This is a genomic window from Gordonia alkanivorans NBRC 16433, from assembly GCF_000225505.1.
GTDB lineage: Bacteria > Actinomycetota > Actinomycetes > Mycobacteriales > Mycobacteriaceae > Gordonia > Gordonia alkanivorans.
This window is the reverse complement of sequence record NZ_BACI01000061.1, coordinates 45,701-62,300: the sequence shown is the minus strand read 5'-3', so window position 1 is coordinate 62,300 and position 16,600 is coordinate 45,701. Positions and strand designations below refer to the sequence as shown.

Sequence of the window (16,600 nt, the reverse complement as noted above, 5' to 3'; positions counted from 1 at the left end):
GTGGGCTGCGGGTCCGAAATCGGGTGTGCGTGGGGTCAGTTGGCGGAGCCGACCGTCGCCGCCGGTCGACCGCTGTCGACGGCGAGCCAGGGCAGCTTGGTACCCAGAGCCGCGTCGACGCTGAAACGGCCTGCGCCTACGACCGCGAGGAGGAGCGCGCCGGCGCCGAGGGTCAGGACGAACTCGTAGCCGCCGTCGGACGCCCAGAGACCGTTGTCGATGTGGGTGATGAACACCGCGCCCAGCATGTCGATGACGAAGAGGATCGCGACGACCGGGGTGAATGCGCCGACGATCAGTGCGATGCCGCCCAGGATCTCGAGCCAGGTGACCAGGAACGCCGAGACCGCAGGCAGTGGAACGTCCATCATCTCGAACCCGGCCTTGGGTCCGGCCCAGCCGTTCTGCTGGAACTTCTGCAGGCCGTGGGCCAGGAACACGACGCCGATCGCGATGCGTGCGAGGAGGATTCCCACGCTACGGACGATGGGATTGGACATGGAAACCGCCTTGGATTCGAGAGGGATGACTTGACGTGTCAATTGAACAACCTAAGTGGATTGAGTTGAAGAGTCAAGTGAAGCTTCAAGTGAAGCTTCAAGTGAATCGATCCGATAGACTGCCCGGGTGTCCGGAGAGCAAGAGCCCGAGTGGCTCGACGACGAGGAGATGGACGCCTGGATCCAGGTGGCCACGGCGCTGGCCCGGCTCCCCCATGCCCTCGACGCACAGCTGCTCCGCGACGCGCAGCTCACCCACTTCGAATACGAGGTCCTCGCTGCGCTTTCCGAGGCGCCCGATCACACATTACGGATGAGCGAGCTCGCCGAGATGTCCTACGGCTCCCTCTCACGGCTCTCCCATGTGGTGAGCCGGCTGGAGAAGCGCGAATGGGTCCGCCGCTACCAGTGTCCGGAGGACGGACGCTTCACCAACGCCGTGCTGACAGCGGCGGGATGGGAGAAAGTGGTGGCCACGGCACCCGGCTATGTCGCCAATGTGCGGCGGCTGGTCGTCGACCGTCTGACCCGCACCCAACTACGGCAGGTGTCGGCGATCGGACGGCGGATCAACGACACCGAGTCCGGTTCGCGCTGAGGGTCATTCGCGACTCGGATTCAACTGCTGCGTCCCCAGGACGTTGAGCAGTTCGATCTTCTCCGCGGCATCGGTTCGCGGAGCGGCGGTGAGGACGAGAAGTACCTGGGCCTCGTCCTCGGTGAACAGAGCCTGGCAGTCGACCTCGATGTGTCCCAGCTCGGGATGGATGAGGGTCTTGTGGTCCTCGAATCGCCGACTGACCAGGTGTGTCTCCCACAGCGCGGCGAATTCCTCACTCCGGCGGCACAGTTCGCGCACCATCTCCCCCGCGCGCGATCGCGCTCCCATCACGCCGTAGGCCGCTCGCAATGACGCGACCTGCGCGCGGCTCTGGCGGTCGTGATCGTCCTCCGGGTAGCGGCGCCGCTCGACATCGGGTTGGGTGAACCACCGGTAGATGGCGCTGCGCTCGAAACCGGTCAGGTGGCTGACATCGCCGAACAGGGCTCGGGCCGAATCGTTCTGAACCAGCGTCTCGCCCAGCGCGGAGAGGATCAGCGCCGGGGTGCCGGTGAGGCGGTCGAGAACTCGGAGCAGACCGGGGGCGATGTAGTCGGAACCGACGACGCGATCGGGAGCACTGTGCCCGGCGACGCGATACATGTAGTCGCGTTCGTCCGGCGTCAACCGCAGGGCACGAGCCAGCGCCGCGAGCATCTGGGTACTCGGTTGTGGCCCACGACGCTGTTCCAAACGGGTGTAATAGTCGGTCGACATCGTCGCGAGCTGCGCGATCTCTTCGCGCCGCAGGCCCGCGGTCCGACGCCGCGCACCGGTCACCAGCCCCACATCCGAAGGCTGGAGGTTGTTCCGCCGACTGACGAGGAAGCCGGCGAGCGCGTCACGATCCATCGGTGCAGTATCGCGCGCACGCCGACGCCTCAGCCAGGGATCGCCGATCCCCCGATGAGCGCACTCTGGATGTCCGGCCGGCTCCGACGAACACTCGAATGCATGAACATCACCGGAAACACCATCTTCATCCCCGGCGCCACCAGCGGCATCGGACTCGCTCTGGCACTCCGCCTCCAACAGAAGGGCAACACCGTCATCGTCGGCGGTCGGCGCACCGAACTCCTCGAACAGATCCGTACCGAACATCCCGACATCCACACCGTGGCCATCGACACCGCCGACCCCGGCAGCATCGACGCCGCGGCCGCTTCGGTCATCGCCGAACATCCTGACCTCAACGTCCTGGTCACGATGGCCGGCATCATGCGGGTCGAGGACTGGACCTCCCCCGCCGGATTCCTCGCGACCGCGGAGGCCACCGTGACGACGAACCTACTCGGGCCGATCCGGCTGATCGGCGCCTTCATCGAGCATCTGCAGACACGTCCGCACGCCACGATCATGACGGTATCGTCGGGTCTGGCGTTCACCCCGCTGCGCGTCACGCCGACGTACAACGCCACCAAGGCGGCCATCCACATGCTCAGCGAGTCTCTCCGACTGCAGTTCGACGGAACCACGGTCGAGATCGTCGAGCTCGTACCGCCCGCGGTCCGCACGGATTTGATGCCGGGACAGCGCGACAGCGAGTTCGCCATGCCCCTCGACGATTTCGTGACCGAGGTCATCGAACTCATCGACACGCAGCCGGACGCCACCGAGATTCAGGTCGACCGGGTGAAGTTCCTACGTCATGCCGAGTCCCGAGGGGACTACGCCGAGGTCGTCGCAACGCTCAATCGGCTTGACCCGCACTGAACTCGTCCCGCGCGATCCGTACTGCCACCGGCACGGGCAGTGTCGGCCGATCACTCCGCACGAGGCGCGTGCAATCTTTCCAGGAACGGAACCACCGCCGGATCGACGTCCCCGCGGCCGGTCGTGCCGAGTCTACGGACGAGCTGTCGCACAGCGGGTCCCGCGTCGAGCACGGGTTGCACGAGACCCAGACGCGCACAACGATCGAGGATCGGAAGCAGGAGTTCTTCCGCCTCAGAAGCAGATCCACTCGCGGCGACGCATTCGGTCAGCAACAGTCGGGCCTTGAGTGCCGCTCTGGGTCGGGCCTTCGTGTCGATCGACGCGGTGAGGGCGTGTGCGCGGCGGCACGCGGCGCGGTGGGCGTCGTCGGCGCCGACGGCCAGCAGTGCCCGGATGGCAGCCTCCTCGGTCTTCTCGGCGGTGACCTGGACGATCCCGTCGGGAAAGTCGTGTGGCATCTCGGCCGGAAACGAGTCCGCGGACAGCGCCGACGCGCCGATTCCGGAACGGAGGCGCTCGGCGGTGATGTGCGCCGCCATCCGCGGCAGGTGCAGCGCCTGTGCGAGCCGATCCCCGGTGTCCAGGCGTTCGGCAGCCTGATCATCCTGTCCGAGAGCGTGTTTCGCGCGTGCGCCGACGACATGGGTGGCAAGCATGATCTCCACGATGCCACCCTCGGCGCCCAGGTTGTAGGTGTCGTCGAGGAGCTGCACTGCCTCCTCGACCTGACCGCGCTCGTAGAGCAACTCCCCGAGTAGTGCGCCGCTGAGGCGAGACCCGTAGGACCGGTCCTCGTCGGAGGCGCGGGCAAGGCTCATCGCGTGCCGGAACGCCGCCTCGGCAGAGTCGAAATCGAGCTGTTCCCGCGTCGCCACGCCGTCGAGGATGTATCCGTAGATGACGCTGAACGGCCCTTTCGTCCGCCGATGGTGCGGACGCGCCCAACGCTGCCAGTCTCGTGCCTCGTCGTAGGCGAACCGCTGGACCTCGCGGAACGATCCAATGGCGGCGACACCGGACAGAACCCACGGGCGGAGGTTGTCGGCGCGCACCACGCACGCCTCGACGGCTTCGTCGATGCCGTCGAGTTGGTCGTCGAGAACGGTCATCGCAGCACGGATGAGTGCCGTCTCCGCGCGTATGTCGGCGACGTCTTCGTCTGTGTCGGGCCCGGGCGGTAGGGCTGCGTCGATGTAGGCCAGTGCTGCGTTGGCCGGCGCCCGGTGGTGCAGGAGCGCGTGAGCCCAGGCGATCATCAGTTGCAGGTCGGGCCGCTGCCTACGGGCCGTGAGCGGGAGCTTCGCGGCGAGGCCGAGCACGGTGATCATCTTGGACTGCTCGAGCATGTCGTAGCCCTCGCGTTCGACCAGTTCGATCGCCTCGGATTCGTCGCCGGCAGCGAGATGGTGGTCGACGGCTGCACTGAACATGCGCCGTTCGGCGAACCACCTGGCAGCCCGCCGATGGAGCTCGTCGCAGCGGTCCGGCTCCTGCTTCTCGAGCCGGCGACGCAGGAACTCGGCAAACAGGTGGTGATAGCGGAACCACTGTCCTTCGGGGTCGAGCCTGGTGAGGAACAAATCGCGTTCCTCGATGTCCTCGAGCACGCTCTGCGCGCGTCGTCGACCGGTCAACGCGGTCGCGAGAGATGCGCAGATGCGCTCACCGACCGACGTCGCCAGCAGGAAGTCGAGCAGATCCGGGTCGAGACTGTCGAGGACGTTCTCGGCGAGGTAGTCCCCCAGCTCGCGGTGATTCGCCGAGAACTGACGAATGGCGGCGCGGGGATCATCGTGCTCGCGAAGCGCCAGCGACGCCAGTTGCAGGGCCGCCACCCACCCGTCGGTGGTCTCCTCCAGCTCGGCGACATCGGTGTCGTCGATCGACAACCCGGTGCCCCCGATGAGTAGTTCCCGCGACTCGTCGATGTCGAAACGCAATGCCGTAGAGTCTATTTCGATCAGTTCGTGCTTCACCCGGAGGCGACTGAGCGGCAGATGCAGACGAGTCCGGCTGGTGACGACGAGCTGCAGGTGATGGCAGCCGTTGTCGATCAGGAACCGCGCGATCGCCCGGCTCGCCGGGTTGGTGATCCGGTGCCAGTCGTCGAGCACGACCCGGATGTGCTCGTCGGTTGTGTGGGCTCGATTGATCAGCGTGGTCAGCACGTATCGCTCGGCGCCCTCGCCGTACTCCTCCAAGGTGCGGGTGAGCTCGGTCCCGAGGCCGGGAAGTGTCACGCTGATGGCGTCGACGAGGTGGGACAGGAACCACGCGGGGGTGTTGTCGTCCTCGTCGATCGCCAACCACGCGGTCTTGCCGCCGGAGGCCTCGGCCGCCTGGACGTACTGGATGGCCAGAACGGTCTTCCCGTACCCGGCGGGTCCGTGGATCAGGATCAGGCGGGTTCGGTTGTCGGTGGCGAGTCGCTCGAGCAGTCGGATGCGCGGAACCGTGGCGTGGGCCATGACCGGTGGCCGGTATCTGGTGGCGACGACGGGAGGGCACCCGGCATCCGATCCGTTGCCGGGCGTGCCCAGATGGAGATACCCCGAGGTGTCGATGGACGAGTCGGCGTCGGTGCGCGTAGGACCGTCGATGCCGGCGAGGAGCGGAACGGGCACGTCGGCAACGGGGAGGCCGAGTTCGAGGCCGGCGCGCCGCAGTGCCTCGCCGAACTCGAGTGCGGTTGCATAGCGGTCCGCCGGTGTGCGGGACACCGACCGCGCGATGACGGTCCACACGGGCTCCGCCACACCCTGTACGCGCAGGTCCGGGAGCGGATCGGTGGTGATCCGCAAGAGCTGGGCGACCAGGTCCTCGTTCTTGCGGCGTCCGTACGCCGGTCGACCGGCAAGCGCCGCGTACAGAGTGGCGCCGAGTCCGTACACGTCCGAGGCCACCGACGGCGAGTCGCCCCGCAGCACCTCCGCTGCGGTGTAGGCGGGGGTTCCGAGGACCAGCCCGCGGCTGGTGTCGTCCCGATCGGCGAGGCGGGCGATGCCGAAGTCCGTCAGCTGTGGTTGCCCGTACTCGGTGAGCAGGATGTTCGAGGGTTTGAGGTCCCGGTGCAGGACGTCGGCTCGGTGCGAGGTCTCCAGGGCCCCGGCCATCTTGATACCCAGGTCGATGACGTCGGCTACATCGCAGCGTCCCTGTCGCCGGAGTCGGGTGTCGAGCGATCCGCGGACGTGAAAAGGCATGACGATGAACGGGAATCCCGATCGCGTAACGCCCGCCTCGAGGATGTGGACGATGTTGGGGTGACCCGACAGGCGTCCCATCGCCTGCTGTTCGCGGAGGAACCGCACTCGATCGGTCTCGTCGCCACCGGTCCGCAGCACCTTGACCGCCACCTCACGGTCGAGCGCGGGCTGTCGGCACCGATAGACGACTCCGAAGCCGCCACGACCCGCGATCCGGGCGTCGGTGAAACCGGCCGCGCTCAGATCTTCCGCGATCTCCCGGGCAGGGGGATCGGGGGACTTCGTGACTGTCCGGCGGGCCATCGAGCGTTCTAGAGGTCAGATCGTGGCATCGTCGATCGCGGTCGGTCGGCTGGACTTTCGGAGTCCGGTTCCGGCCACTGTTGCATCGCAGGCTCGCTCATGGCGTCCCCTCGGGTCGTGCCACGAGTCTAGGCGCCACGGCGCGGCGGCGGGCGCGACATGGATCAGCCTAGACGGCGGATCGTTTCCGTCGCGGACTCGACGACGGCTTCGCGGAATCCGGTCCCGGCCCAGAGGTTGATGCCGTCGGGATCGGTGGCGGCTGCGCGTCGGATGCCGCCGGTGAGCTTGTTGACCGCCGGGTACTCGGCGACCGCGGCCTCGGAGAACTCGTCGGTGAAGCGGTTTCGCAGCGCTCGCGCGGAACGTCCGCTGAACGCTCGGGTCACCACAGTCTCGGTACGCGCCGGATCGGCCAGGGCGTCGGCGTGTGCCGGCTTGGTGCCGGCCTCCCGGGTACGCAGTAGCAGCGTGCCCACCTGGACGGCGGCCGCCCCGGATGACCGCAGCCGGTCGGCTCGATCGCGGGTCGCGACTCCCCCGGCCGCCACCAGCGGAACTGCGACGCGGGCACGAACCTCCTCGACGAGGTCGTCGAGGGGCTGGGTGGGTGGTTCGGTCCGGCGGTCGAAGACAGATCGATGGCCGCCGGCGTCGGGTCCCTGCGCGCAGAGCCAGTCGGCTCCGGCGTCGGCGGCGAGAACCGCGTCGTCTGCGGTGGTGACCGTGACCCCGACGCTGCATCCGTGTCGTCGTAGTTCGGCGACCGCGTCCGCCGGTGGGCAGCCGAAGGCGAAGGAGACGAACGGGATTCGCTCGTCGCACATCAGCGCGATCTTGGCGTCGAAGTGGTCGTCGTCATCCCCGAGCTCCTCGATGGTGGGCAACTCCACGTCGAGCGAGGCGGCGTAGTCGAGCAGACGGTCGCGGTAACGGGCCACGGCGTCCCGGTCCACCGGCTCGGTTTCGGGGACGAAGATGTTGACCCCGAAGGTGTCGACGCCGCCGGCGCGTACGGCGGCGATGTCCGCCGCGACGCGCTCGGGCGAAAGATAACCGGCGGCCAATTGGCCGAGCCCGCCGGCGGTGCTGACGGCGACCACGAGCTCAGGCGTGGTCGGCCCGCCGGCCATCGGCGCCCCGACGACCGGCACCGCGAGGTCACGAAGGTCAGCCACGGGCCGATGCTCCTGTCGTCATGCCTGTTCGCGCGTTCCGCGGGCAGCGGTGACCCGGGACAGACGGGACTCGGCCACCGAATCCATGTCCTCGAGTTCCAGCCCCTTGGTCTCCTCGACCTTCTTGAAGACGTAGATGAAGGACGCGGCGGCGCAGAAGGCGAAGAACCCGTAGATGATTCCGAGTCCGACGGCCTCGGTCATCGGCGGGAACAGCATCGAGATGGTGAAGTTGGCGAGCCAGTTCACCGCGGTACAGACGCCGAGCGCGACACCACGGATGCGGTTCGGGAACATCTCCCCCAGCATCACCCACATCACCGGACCCCAGGTCGCGGCGAACGCGACGACGAACAGGTTCGCGCCGACCAGTGCGATCACACCCCACGGGTCCGGCAGCGAGATGTTCTCACCCTCACCGATCTGCTGGGTGAACGCGACGCACGCCATCAGCAGGCCGATGAACATGCCCACGGACCCGGCCAGCAGCAGCTTCCGACGACCGATTCGGTCGACGAACAGGATCGCCACGAAGGTCATGGCGACGTTGATGACCGCCGTGATCACCGACGTCTTGAACGAGTCGCTCTCGGAGAATCCCACCGACTGCCACAGCGTCGTCGAGTAGTAGAAGATCGCGTTGATGCCGACGAACTGCTGGAAGACCGCGAGCCAGATGCCGACCCACACCAGCGGATGAAGCCCGAACGACGGCCCGGTGATGTCCTTGATCGACGTCTTGGACTCGCGCTTGACGGTGAGCTTGATCTCCTTGACCCGGTCGAGCGGGTTGTTCTCTCCGGTCACCGTCTGGAGGATGCGTGCGGCTTCCTCATCGCGGTTGCGGCCCACCAGGTATCGCGGCGATTCGGGGATCAGCAACGCGAGCACGCCGTAGACGACGGCGGGCACCACGCCAACGAGGAACATCCATCGCCAGGCTTCCAGACCCCACCAGAGGTCGTTCGATGCGCTGCCGGCGGTGTCGGCCAGGATGGCGTCCGACAGCAGAGCGGCGAAGATGCCCATGGTGATGGCGAGCTGCTGCATCGAGGCGAGCGCGCCGCGATAGCGGGCGGGTGCGATCTCGGAGATGTATGCCGGAGCGATCACCGACGCGATGCCGATGCCGATTCCGCCGAGGACGCGCCAGAGCAGCAGGTCCGGGATCGTCTGCGTGTAGGCGGTCCCGATCGCCGAGATGATGAACAGTGCGGAGCCGAGCAACATCACCCGCTTGCGGCCCCAGACGTCGGCCAGTCGTCCGGCGAACCATGCGCCGAGTGCACAGCCCAGCAGGGCGATCGCGACGGCAAAACCCGTCATCAGTTTGCCCAGACCGAAATTCGATTCGATCGAGTCGACGGCGCCGTTGACCACGGAACTGTCGAAACCGAAGAGGAAACCACCGACGGCCGCGGCGACGGTGACGCCGATGACCTTCGCGGTGTGTTGTTCGGCGATCTCGCGTTGTTGCGCGTCGGCCATCACATGACCCCGATCGCCGGTGTGGTGCAGCACGAATCCTGGGGCATGTCCGTGACCTCGCTGTCCGGTTGCATGGTCGTCGTCTCCGACGTTTTCGCGCCCAATCTACTCGCGGGGTGAGGTCAGGCGGCGCACATCCGAACACGCGTCGGTATCGATCTGGTCTGAATCGACTGGTCAGGCGTCGGGCTGCGTTGCGGTCGTGGTCGAGATCGCCAAATTCCCGGCCACGATCTCGGCGAGCGGTTTCGGCCGTCCATAGTGATACCCCTGCGCGAAATCGCACCCGACGGCCGCGATCGTGGCTGCCTGGGTAGGGGTCTCGACACCCTCGGCGATCACGCGGACACCCACCGCGTGTGCGACGTCGACGATGCCCGCGAGGATCGTACGGGCGTTCGGGTTCTCCCCGAGGGCGTCGACAAAGGCCTTGGCCGTCTTCAGGATGCCCACCGGCAGTCGGTAGAGCTCACTGAGCGAGGAAGCGCCGGTGCCGAAGTCGTCGAGCGAGATGCTGACGCCGAGGGTCCGGATGTCGCGAAGCAGGTTCAACAGGTCGCTCTCCAGCGGCGCGAGTGCGCTCTCGGTGATCTCGAGGCAGAGGGAGCGAGGATTCATGCCGGTCTGCTCACACGTCTCACGGAGACGGCGTAGAAACTTCCCGTTGGTGAGTTCGCGTCGGGATACGTTGACGCACAACATGACCTGCTGCAACTGAGGTGTTCCGGCCACCTCGGCGCAGGCCGTGGCCAGGACGTGGGCGCCGACCTTGTCGATGAGCGTGGATTGCTCTGCCAGAGGGATGAACTCGGTCGGAGGGATCGAACCGAGTTCGGGGTGGTTCCACCGCAGGAGGGCTTCGAGTGCGACGAGTGTTCCGCTATCGGTGGACACGATCGGCTGATAGTGGATCTCCAGCTGGGAAGGGTCGGCGGTCAGTGCGCGACGGAGCTCCTCCTCGATGCGTTGGCGGCGCTGCAGCTCCTCTCGGTGATGTGTCCGAAATTGGACATAGGGTTCTCGAGATACCCTGCGCGCCTGATACAGAGCGATATCCGCGTCGCGAAGGAGGTCTGTCGGGGTGTAGCGGTCGCCGGCCGCCACGGTGGCGACGCCGATGCTCACCCGCACCGTCAGGGGTTCGCTGCGGTCGGTCACACTCAACGGCGGCCGGATCGCGGCGCGTATCGACTCGATCCGGCGCTCGATCTCCGCGGGCGTGTTCGCTCCGGTGTGGGTGGTGACCAGGACGAACTCGTCTCCCCCGATCCGGCCGACCGCGCCCTCCCGGGGCGTCGCACCCGCGAGCCGTTGGGCGACGGTGTGCAACACCTCGTCGCCGACGGCGTGACCGAGCGAGTCGTTGACCAGTTTGAAGTTGTCGAGATCGATGTAATAGATCGCCACGCAACCCGTTTCGTGTTCGGCGAGTGCATTCAGGTGTGACTCGATCTCGTTGAGGATCCCCGCCCGGTTGTACAGCCGGGTCAGCGGATCGTGGACCGCGTCCCACGCGAGCCGGGTGCGTTCGCGGTAGCGCTCGGTGATGTCGGCGAAGGACACCAGCACGACCGCTTCCGCGGTGTCGTCGTCGATCGGTCGGCAGCTGCACGACAACCACCGTTCGCCGCCCGGTGTGCTGATCGTCGCCGTGGCGTCGGTGATCGCGGTCCGCGTCCTCAGGCAGCGGACGATCGGTGACTCTCCGCCGACGAAGTCGAGCGGCAGATCGTGAACGAACGAACCGGGAACGCCGTGCGGGCCGAGCATGGTCGCGGCGGCGGGATTCGCGAGTTCGATCCCGCCGTCCGCCCGCACCACGATGACCGCCTGGTGGAGGGCGGCGAGGATGGTGCCCAGGCGTTCGATCAGCGGTCTGCGGGTGGGTTCGGCGACGATCAGGAAGCCGTCGTCCATCGATGTCACCGAGATGTGGGCGAGGAATGTCCGGTCGTTGTCGGCGCGGCGGTGAAGCTGGTCGACGGTGCCGCCCAGGGCCACGGCGGCCTCGACGTCGAGATCGCCGCCGGTGACCGAACCCAGCTCGCGCCCCACGGCGTCGCCGGCGGTGATGCCGTACATCTGCTCGGCCGCCGGATTCCACGACCGCACCGTCATGTTCCGGTCGACGGCGATCACGGCGTTGCTGACATGGTCGAGCAGTGCCGCCTGCCGTCGAAGCGCCGCCTCGATGGCCTTCTGCGCGGTGATGTCCCGCAAGATCACCTGGTATGCGGGTTCGTCGTGCCAGACGGTGCGTACGGAGGTGACCTCCATCGGTCGCGACACCCCGTGGGCGTCGACCATCACGACTTCTTCCGGGTACGTCGCCGCACCGGCTTCGTCGCCCATGCTGACGATCCGCTCGATCATCTGGGGGAGTTCATCGGGGTGGACGAAGTCGGTGATCGGGCGGCCGAGCATCTCGTCCCGGTCGGTGACCCTGGCGAAGTCGAGCGCGGCCGAGTTCACGTACACGATGACGCCGTGCTGGTGCACGGCGATCGCGTCCGGGCTCAGTTCGAGGAGGAGACGATAGCGTTCGGCCACCGCAGCGTCGCTGGATCGGGTCATGGGCTCGGCATGAGGTGCGACGAGATCGCTGTGGCCACCGTCCGTAGGCGTCGATTCCGGCACTGCGTCAGTCCCTCCCCCGCCCTGTTCCGACCCCCGGTGTACATGATCCCCCAAAAAGGGGGCGCGGGGTGGGCTAAAACGCCGCCGAGTCGTGCGAAAGTCGAATTGGCGACCCCGCCCGTCGCGAAATGAGTCGAATGCCGCTTTCCGGGGGATTCTTGAGGTGGCGTTCGGTCGGATCACCTGGCAGAACTGCCGACAATTCCAAATCCATGAAGAGGATTCACCAATGACGAATCAGCGATCGACTATTTCGGGTGTGGGGGCCGTGACCGGATACGGCTGGGGGCGAGAGGCGCTGTGGAGTGGCCTCATCTCCGGCAAATCGGCGGCCGCATTGCACGAGGGTTTCGGATTCGGTTCCGGAGACGACGGCGGTCCGGGGTGGATCGTGCGCGTGCCGGAGGGCGGCGACCAGGCCGACGGGAGCACCCGCTTCGCGCGTGCGATGCGAAGTGCGGCGCGGGAGGCCATCGAGGATGCGACCGAACGCGGTTGGCGCCCGGGTTCGCGTGTCGGTTTGGTTCATGCGTGTGTGCTCGGTGATCTCGAGATGTATCCGATGGTGACTTCCGGCGTCGGGCAGTACACCGGTCGGCAGTATCTGTCGGTGACACCGTCCACGCCGGTGTCGTTGCTGATGCAGGAGTACGGCTTTCACGGTCCGGCGTTGAACGTGTCGGCGATGTGCACCTCGGGTTCGGCGGCGATCGTTACCGCGAAGTCGTGGCTCGACGCCGATCTCGTCGACGACGTCCTCGTCGTCGCAACGGATCTGTCGGCCAAGCCGGAGGTGGTCGGGATGTTCGTTCAACTCGGCGTCGCCATCACCGACACCGACGCACTCGACGCCTGCCGTCCGTTCCAGGAAGGCAGCCGGGGCTTCACCTTCGGCGAAGCGGCCATCGCGTTCACGATGACCAACGCCGAGACCGACGGTTACGCAGATGTGTTGGGCGGGGCCATGTCCCACGACGCCTATCACGTCACGTCGATCGATCCCCAGCTCACCAATGTGGTGGGCTGCGTGGAACAGGCCCTCTCGACCGCCGGTGTCGCCGGTGACGAGATCCGGTACCTCAACGCACACGGTCCCGGTACCCGGCAGTGTGACCGCGCCGAGGCGACAATCGCCGAGACGATGCTGCCCAACAGCGAGGTGTTCTCCGTCAAACCCCTTGCCGGGCACTGCCAGGGTGCGGCGGGTGCGGTCGAGTTGGCCGCGTCGATTCTCGGATACGACCGCGGCCAGGTCCCGGCGACACCGCAGGTGGCCGAGGGTGTCCCGCAACTCCTCGACGGCCTCACGCCGCTTGCAGCGGGACCCACACTGAAGACCTCGCTGGGCATGGGCGGCCACAATTCGGCGGTGGTGATCGCGCCCCAGAGCTGATCGAGCGCGACGATGTTCCGCGGATCTACCGAGTTTCCTGCGGAAAACCGCAGCGAAGCCGCACAATTCAGGCATGACCAACTCGCCGGACAAACCGGCGGCCGATCAGCCGACGGTGAGCACAGTGCAGACGACGGGGGCGCGGCGCGTCCTCACCGCATTCCTGAACTCCCCCTTCGCAGGGATGTCGCCATGGATCCTGATGGCGCTGCTCACCGGTCCGGGTCGCTTCGAGGAAGCCGCGGCATCGGCATTCGTCCTGTCACTGCTCCTCGTGGTGGGCGGGCACCGGCGCGGCTCGAAGATCAAGCTCCTCGAGGTCTTCGACGTCGCCTACTTCGGGACGATGGCCGCCCTGGCTCTCTTTGCCTCGGAAAGCATCATCGACTGGTTGGAGAAGTGGGGCGGCGAGATGACCAACATCGCGTTGGTCGCCTTCGCCCTGGGCTCGATCCTGATCCGCCAACCGTTCACCCTCCAGTACGCGCGGGAGTCCACCGACGAAGAGGTCTGGGACAGCCCGCTGTTTCTCCGGATCAACTACGTCATCACCTGGGCCTGGGTCGTCGGCTTCGGCGTGGCCGCGATTTCCGGCGCTGTCGGTGACCTCGTTCTCGATGATCCGAACAATTTCTGGACCGGCTGGATCATCCAGATCGGCGGCACCGTCTTCGCCATCGCCTTCACCGAGTTCTATCCCGACTTCGCCACCTATCGTGCCGCTGCCCGTGAGGGATGGGACACCGATGAGAAACCGCAGAGCGTGCTCCATCTGTTCGACTGGATCCCGATCTTCGTCCTGGCGATCGGGATCGCAGGGCTGCTCACCGATGAGTTCAGCACGGCCGTCGGGATCGTCGTCATCGTCGTCGGCGCGGTCGGCATCAGGGTCTTCCACCAGCTGACAGCTGCGTTCGACGCCCGCCTGGCACCCACCGTGCCCGAAGCATCGAAGGGGACATAGACCCGGTACTCGAGCTCCGACGCCGAACGTCGTCGGTAGTGTCGGGAGCATGAATTTAGACGGGGTAGGAATCTGGAGTTCGCCACTACGGTACGGAGACGCCGGGGAGGCCGCGGAAGCTGCGGCCGAGCTCGACGAGCTGGGCTTCACCGCCCTGTGGATCCCCGACGTCGGTGGCCCGGTTCTCGATTCGGTGCGCAACCTGCTCGGTGCCACCAAGAAGACCGTGGTCGCGACGGGCATCCTCAACATGTGGATGCACGAGCCGCACGACGTCGCGGCTGCGCACGCGAGTTTCGCCGACGAGTTCGGTTCACGCTTCCTGCTCGGGCTGGGCATAAGCCACGCGCCGCTGATCGACGCGCAGGAGGCCGGTCGCTACCGGAAGCCGCTCGCGACCACTCGCGCCTTCCTCGACGGACTCGATTCGGCGCCGCAGCCGGTCCCGGCCGACAGCCGGGTTCTCGCGGCCCTCGGGCCGAAGATGCTCGGTCTGGCCGCTGACCGGACTCTCGGTGCGCATCCCTACCTGGTGACGCCGGACCACACCGCGACCGCCCGTGAGACCCTCGGCACCGAGCCGCTCCTCGCGCCCGAGCAGACCGCCATCTTCGCCGCGGACCGTGACGAGGCACAGTCGATCGGCACCAAGTGGCTCACGGGCTACCTCGCCATGCCGAACTACGCCAACAACCTTCGTCGCCTCGGCTTCACCGACGAGGACCTCACCACGGTCAGCGACCGGCTGTTCGACGCGCTGATCGTCTGGGGTGACGAGTCGGCGATCCTGTCCCGCATCGACGAGCACCGATCTGCCGGCGCCGATCACGTGTGTGTCCAGGTCCTGCAGAAGGATCACCGCGGTTTCCCGCGCGAGCAGTGGCGTCGCCTCGCGGCGGCCCTCGGACAGAACTGATCACGTTGCGCGATCGTGCGTGACTAGTCGGCCACCCGAATCTTCCGTATGACGTTGAACCCGGATTCCGGGTTCAACGTCATACGGATCTGAGCGACCTCACGGGATGTCGCGTCGTCGGAACCCGACGAAACCGATCGCAAGAAATCCGAGAGCGACGAGGCCGATCCACACCAGCCCCCACCCGTCGGGGTCGGTGACGACGACGTCGGGTACATGGTGGAACGGACTGAAACCGAGCGCCCAGTCGGGCAGTTTGAAACTGGGGCCAAGCACCGTCATCACGAACGAGACGAGCACGCCCAACCAGATCGCCGGACGGGCCGCCGGGCGGGCACCGAGTATGGCGACCGCGAAAGCGATGACCGTCCACGCTGCCGGGATGGTTGCGACCGCCTGCAGGAGGGCGTCACCGAAGGTGATCCCGATATCCGCGGTCGACGCGAAGACACCCACCACGACACCAGCGATCATCAGGAACGCCGCCGTCGCCAGCAGTGCGACACCGACATTCGTGGCGAGGTACCGGAGCCGGTGGACAGCCGTCGCCAGCACGGGCTCGGCTCGGTCATCCAATTCCTCGGTACGCACGCGGTTGACGATCTGCACGCCGGCGACCGAGACGATGATGCCGACGATGCTCAGGATGGTGGTGACGAACGCGGAGATCAGGTCGGCCGGGGATGCGGCACCGGAGGCGAAGATCGACGCCATCGCCGGGTTGCTCGTCAGCAGGTCCTTCACCGACCGGGTGAAATACCCGAAGACGACACCGAGACCGAGGAATGCCACCGCCCACGACACGATCGGTGCGCGGTTGAGACGAATCGCCAGGCTCAGAGGTGTACCGGCGCTCCCCCGCGGCGGCCCTGGACGGGACGGGATCAGACCCTGACCGAAATCGCGAGACGACTGCAATGCGAAACCGACGACCGCGACGACGACCGCGAACGCGACGCCGATGAGCAACGGCCACCAGTGGTTGCCCGATGCCGGCCGGGTCTCCTCGATCCAGCCGAGCGGATTGATCCACGACGTCCACACCGGTGCGCTGATCGAGAAGAGGAAACCTCGCAGGACGAACAGGATCCCGAGCAACGACACCGAGATCGTCGTCGCCGCACGGGCGTCGGCCCCTATCTGCGAACTGACCGCGGCGACGGCAGCGAACATCCATCCGGAGACCGTGAACCCGGCGGCGAGCAACGCCGAGGACGCCCAGTCTCCTCCGCACAATCCGGTCAGCACGCACGAGACGATGCCGATCGCGGCCGAACAGATCACCGCCATGACCACGGCCGTCAGGAGTCGCGACGACCGGCCCGAGACGCCGGAGGCCAGCAGTTCCGCCTGCCCCGAATCCTCTTGGCCGCGGCTGGCTTTGACGACGATGAAGATCGCGCCCAGTGCGGCGATGAACCCGCCGAGCGCGAGACTGCGCCACGCGTTGAACCCGTCGGTGGTCGACAGGTCGTAGGCGGGCCCGAAGATCAGTCCCAGAGCCGGATTCGCCCCGATCGTGGCCGCGAACGCCTTACGTTCCAGCGCGTCGGAGAACAACCAGGGATAGATGAGCACCGACGACACCGACAACGCGGTGGGTAGCAGAATCCACGGCGCGAAAGACCGGCCCTCGTGACGGAGTGAGGCATGGAGCAGTGGTCGGGTTCCGACCGTCGAGGAAGACGCCATCGCGCT

General features: G+C 66.7%; 12 protein-coding genes. 5 read left to right on the top strand and 7 right to left on the bottom strand.

The features are described 5' to 3' along the window. Positions 1–35: 35 nt before the first annotated feature. Positions 36–500, bottom strand: coding sequence for a DoxX family protein (locus GOALK_RS12170; protein ID WP_006359123.1), 465 nt, complete (start codon positions 498–500; stop codon positions 36–38). A gap of 127 nt (positions 501–627) precedes the next feature. On the opposite strand from GOALK_RS12170, the gene GOALK_RS12165 reads away from it, so the two are divergent. Beyond that, positions 628–1,098: a MarR family winged helix-turn-helix transcriptional regulator gene (locus GOALK_RS12165; protein WP_006359122.1), complete on the top strand. Its 471-nt coding sequence runs from the start codon at positions 628–630 to the stop codon at positions 1,096–1,098. Between the two features lie 3 nt (positions 1,099–1,101). Here the strand turns inward: GOALK_RS12165 and GOALK_RS12160 are convergent, their stop codons facing one another. Continuing rightward, positions 1,102–1,953 (bottom strand): helix-turn-helix transcriptional regulator, encoded by an 852-nt coding sequence (locus GOALK_RS12160; RefSeq protein WP_006359121.1) that lies wholly within the window; start codon positions 1,951–1,953, stop codon positions 1,102–1,104. 102 nt (positions 1,954–2,055) lie between these two features. Here GOALK_RS12160 and GOALK_RS12155 point away from each other — a divergent pair, with 102 nt between their 5' ends. Then, complete coding sequence (locus tag GOALK_RS12155) at positions 2,056–2,814, top strand: SDR family oxidoreductase (protein ID WP_006359120.1); 759 nt, start codon at positions 2,056–2,058, stop codon at positions 2,812–2,814. 50 nt (positions 2,815–2,864) lie between these two features. On the opposite strand, the gene GOALK_RS12150 is transcribed toward GOALK_RS12155, so the two are convergent. From GOALK_RS12150 to GOALK_RS12135, 4 genes are all read right to left on the bottom strand, one after another. Continuing rightward, entirely contained in the window at positions 2,865–6,326 is a 3,462-nt protein-coding gene (locus GOALK_RS12150; protein WP_006359119.1) for a serine/threonine-protein kinase, read from the bottom strand. Positions 6,327–6,490: 164 nt separating this feature from the next. After that, positions 6,491–7,504, bottom strand: a complete 1,014-nt coding sequence (locus tag GOALK_RS12145) for a nitronate monooxygenase (RefSeq protein WP_006359118.1) — start codon at positions 7,502–7,504, stop codon at positions 6,491–6,493. A gap of 18 nt (positions 7,505–7,522) precedes the next feature. Next, positions 7,523–8,992, bottom strand: coding sequence for a sugar porter family MFS transporter (locus GOALK_RS12140; protein ID WP_040004176.1), 1,470 nt, complete (start codon positions 8,990–8,992; stop codon positions 7,523–7,525). A gap of 177 nt (positions 8,993–9,169) precedes the next feature. Beyond that, the gene (locus tag GOALK_RS12135; RefSeq protein ID WP_232283169.1) at positions 9,170–11,566 is read right to left on the bottom strand and encodes a sensor domain-containing protein; all 2,397 of its coding nucleotides are present in this window, start codon (positions 11,564–11,566) and stop codon (positions 9,170–9,172) included. Between the two features lie 292 nt (positions 11,567–11,858). Here GOALK_RS12135 and GOALK_RS12130 point away from each other — a divergent pair, with 292 nt between their 5' ends. The 3 genes from GOALK_RS12130 to GOALK_RS12120 all read left to right on the top strand — a co-directional run bounded on the left by GOALK_RS12130 (position 11,859) and on the right by GOALK_RS12120 (position 14,902). Further along, the gene (locus GOALK_RS12130; protein WP_006359114.1) at positions 11,859–13,022 is read left to right on the top strand and encodes a beta-ketoacyl synthase N-terminal-like domain-containing protein; all 1,164 of its coding nucleotides are present in this window, start codon (positions 11,859–11,861) and stop codon (positions 13,020–13,022) included. A 73-nt stretch (positions 13,023–13,095) separates the two neighbouring features. Beyond that, positions 13,096–13,986: a hypothetical protein gene (locus GOALK_RS12125; protein WP_006359113.1), complete on the top strand. Its 891-nt coding sequence runs from the start codon at positions 13,096–13,098 to the stop codon at positions 13,984–13,986. A 49-nt stretch (positions 13,987–14,035) separates the two neighbouring features. After that, the gene (locus GOALK_RS12120; RefSeq protein ID WP_006359112.1) at positions 14,036–14,902 is read left to right on the top strand and encodes an LLM class F420-dependent oxidoreductase; all 867 of its coding nucleotides are present in this window, start codon (positions 14,036–14,038) and stop codon (positions 14,900–14,902) included. A 99-nt stretch (positions 14,903–15,001) separates the two neighbouring features. On the opposite strand, the gene GOALK_RS12115 is transcribed toward GOALK_RS12120, so the two are convergent. Then, the gene (locus GOALK_RS12115) at positions 15,002–16,594 is read right to left on the bottom strand and encodes an ABC transporter permease (RefSeq protein ID WP_040004175.1); all 1,593 of its coding nucleotides are present in this window, start codon (positions 16,592–16,594) and stop codon (positions 15,002–15,004) included. Positions 16,595–16,600 lie beyond the last annotated feature (6 nt).

Coding starts and splice junctions, on each gene's coding strand:
- GOALK_RS12115 (WP_040004175.1), bottom strand. CDS start 16,594: ATGGCGTCTTCCTCGACGGTCGGAACCCGACCACTGCTCCATGCCTCA.
- GOALK_RS12135 (WP_232283169.1), bottom strand. CDS start 11,566: ATGACCCGATCCAGCGACGCTGCGGTGGCCGAACGCTATCGTCTCCTC.
- GOALK_RS12160 (WP_006359121.1), bottom strand. CDS start 1,953: ATGGATCGTGACGCGCTCGCCGGCTTCCTCGTCAGTCGGCGGAACAAC.
- GOALK_RS12130 (WP_006359114.1), top strand. CDS start 11,859: ATGACGAATCAGCGATCGACTATTTCGGGTGTGGGGGCCGTGACCGGA.
- GOALK_RS12155 (WP_006359120.1), top strand. CDS start 2,056: ATGAACATCACCGGAAACACCATCTTCATCCCCGGCGCCACCAGCGGC.
- GOALK_RS12120 (WP_006359112.1), top strand. CDS start 14,036: ATGAATTTAGACGGGGTAGGAATCTGGAGTTCGCCACTACGGTACGGA.
- GOALK_RS12125 (WP_006359113.1), top strand. CDS start 13,096: ATGACCAACTCGCCGGACAAACCGGCGGCCGATCAGCCGACGGTGAGC.
- GOALK_RS12170 (WP_006359123.1), bottom strand. CDS start 500: ATGTCCAATCCCATCGTCCGTAGCGTGGGAATCCTCCTCGCACGCATC.
- GOALK_RS12140 (WP_040004176.1), bottom strand. CDS start 8,992: ATGGCCGACGCGCAACAACGCGAGATCGCCGAACAACACACCGCGAAG.
- GOALK_RS12150 (WP_006359119.1), bottom strand. CDS start 6,326: ATGGCCCGCCGGACAGTCACGAAGTCCCCCGATCCCCCTGCCCGGGAG.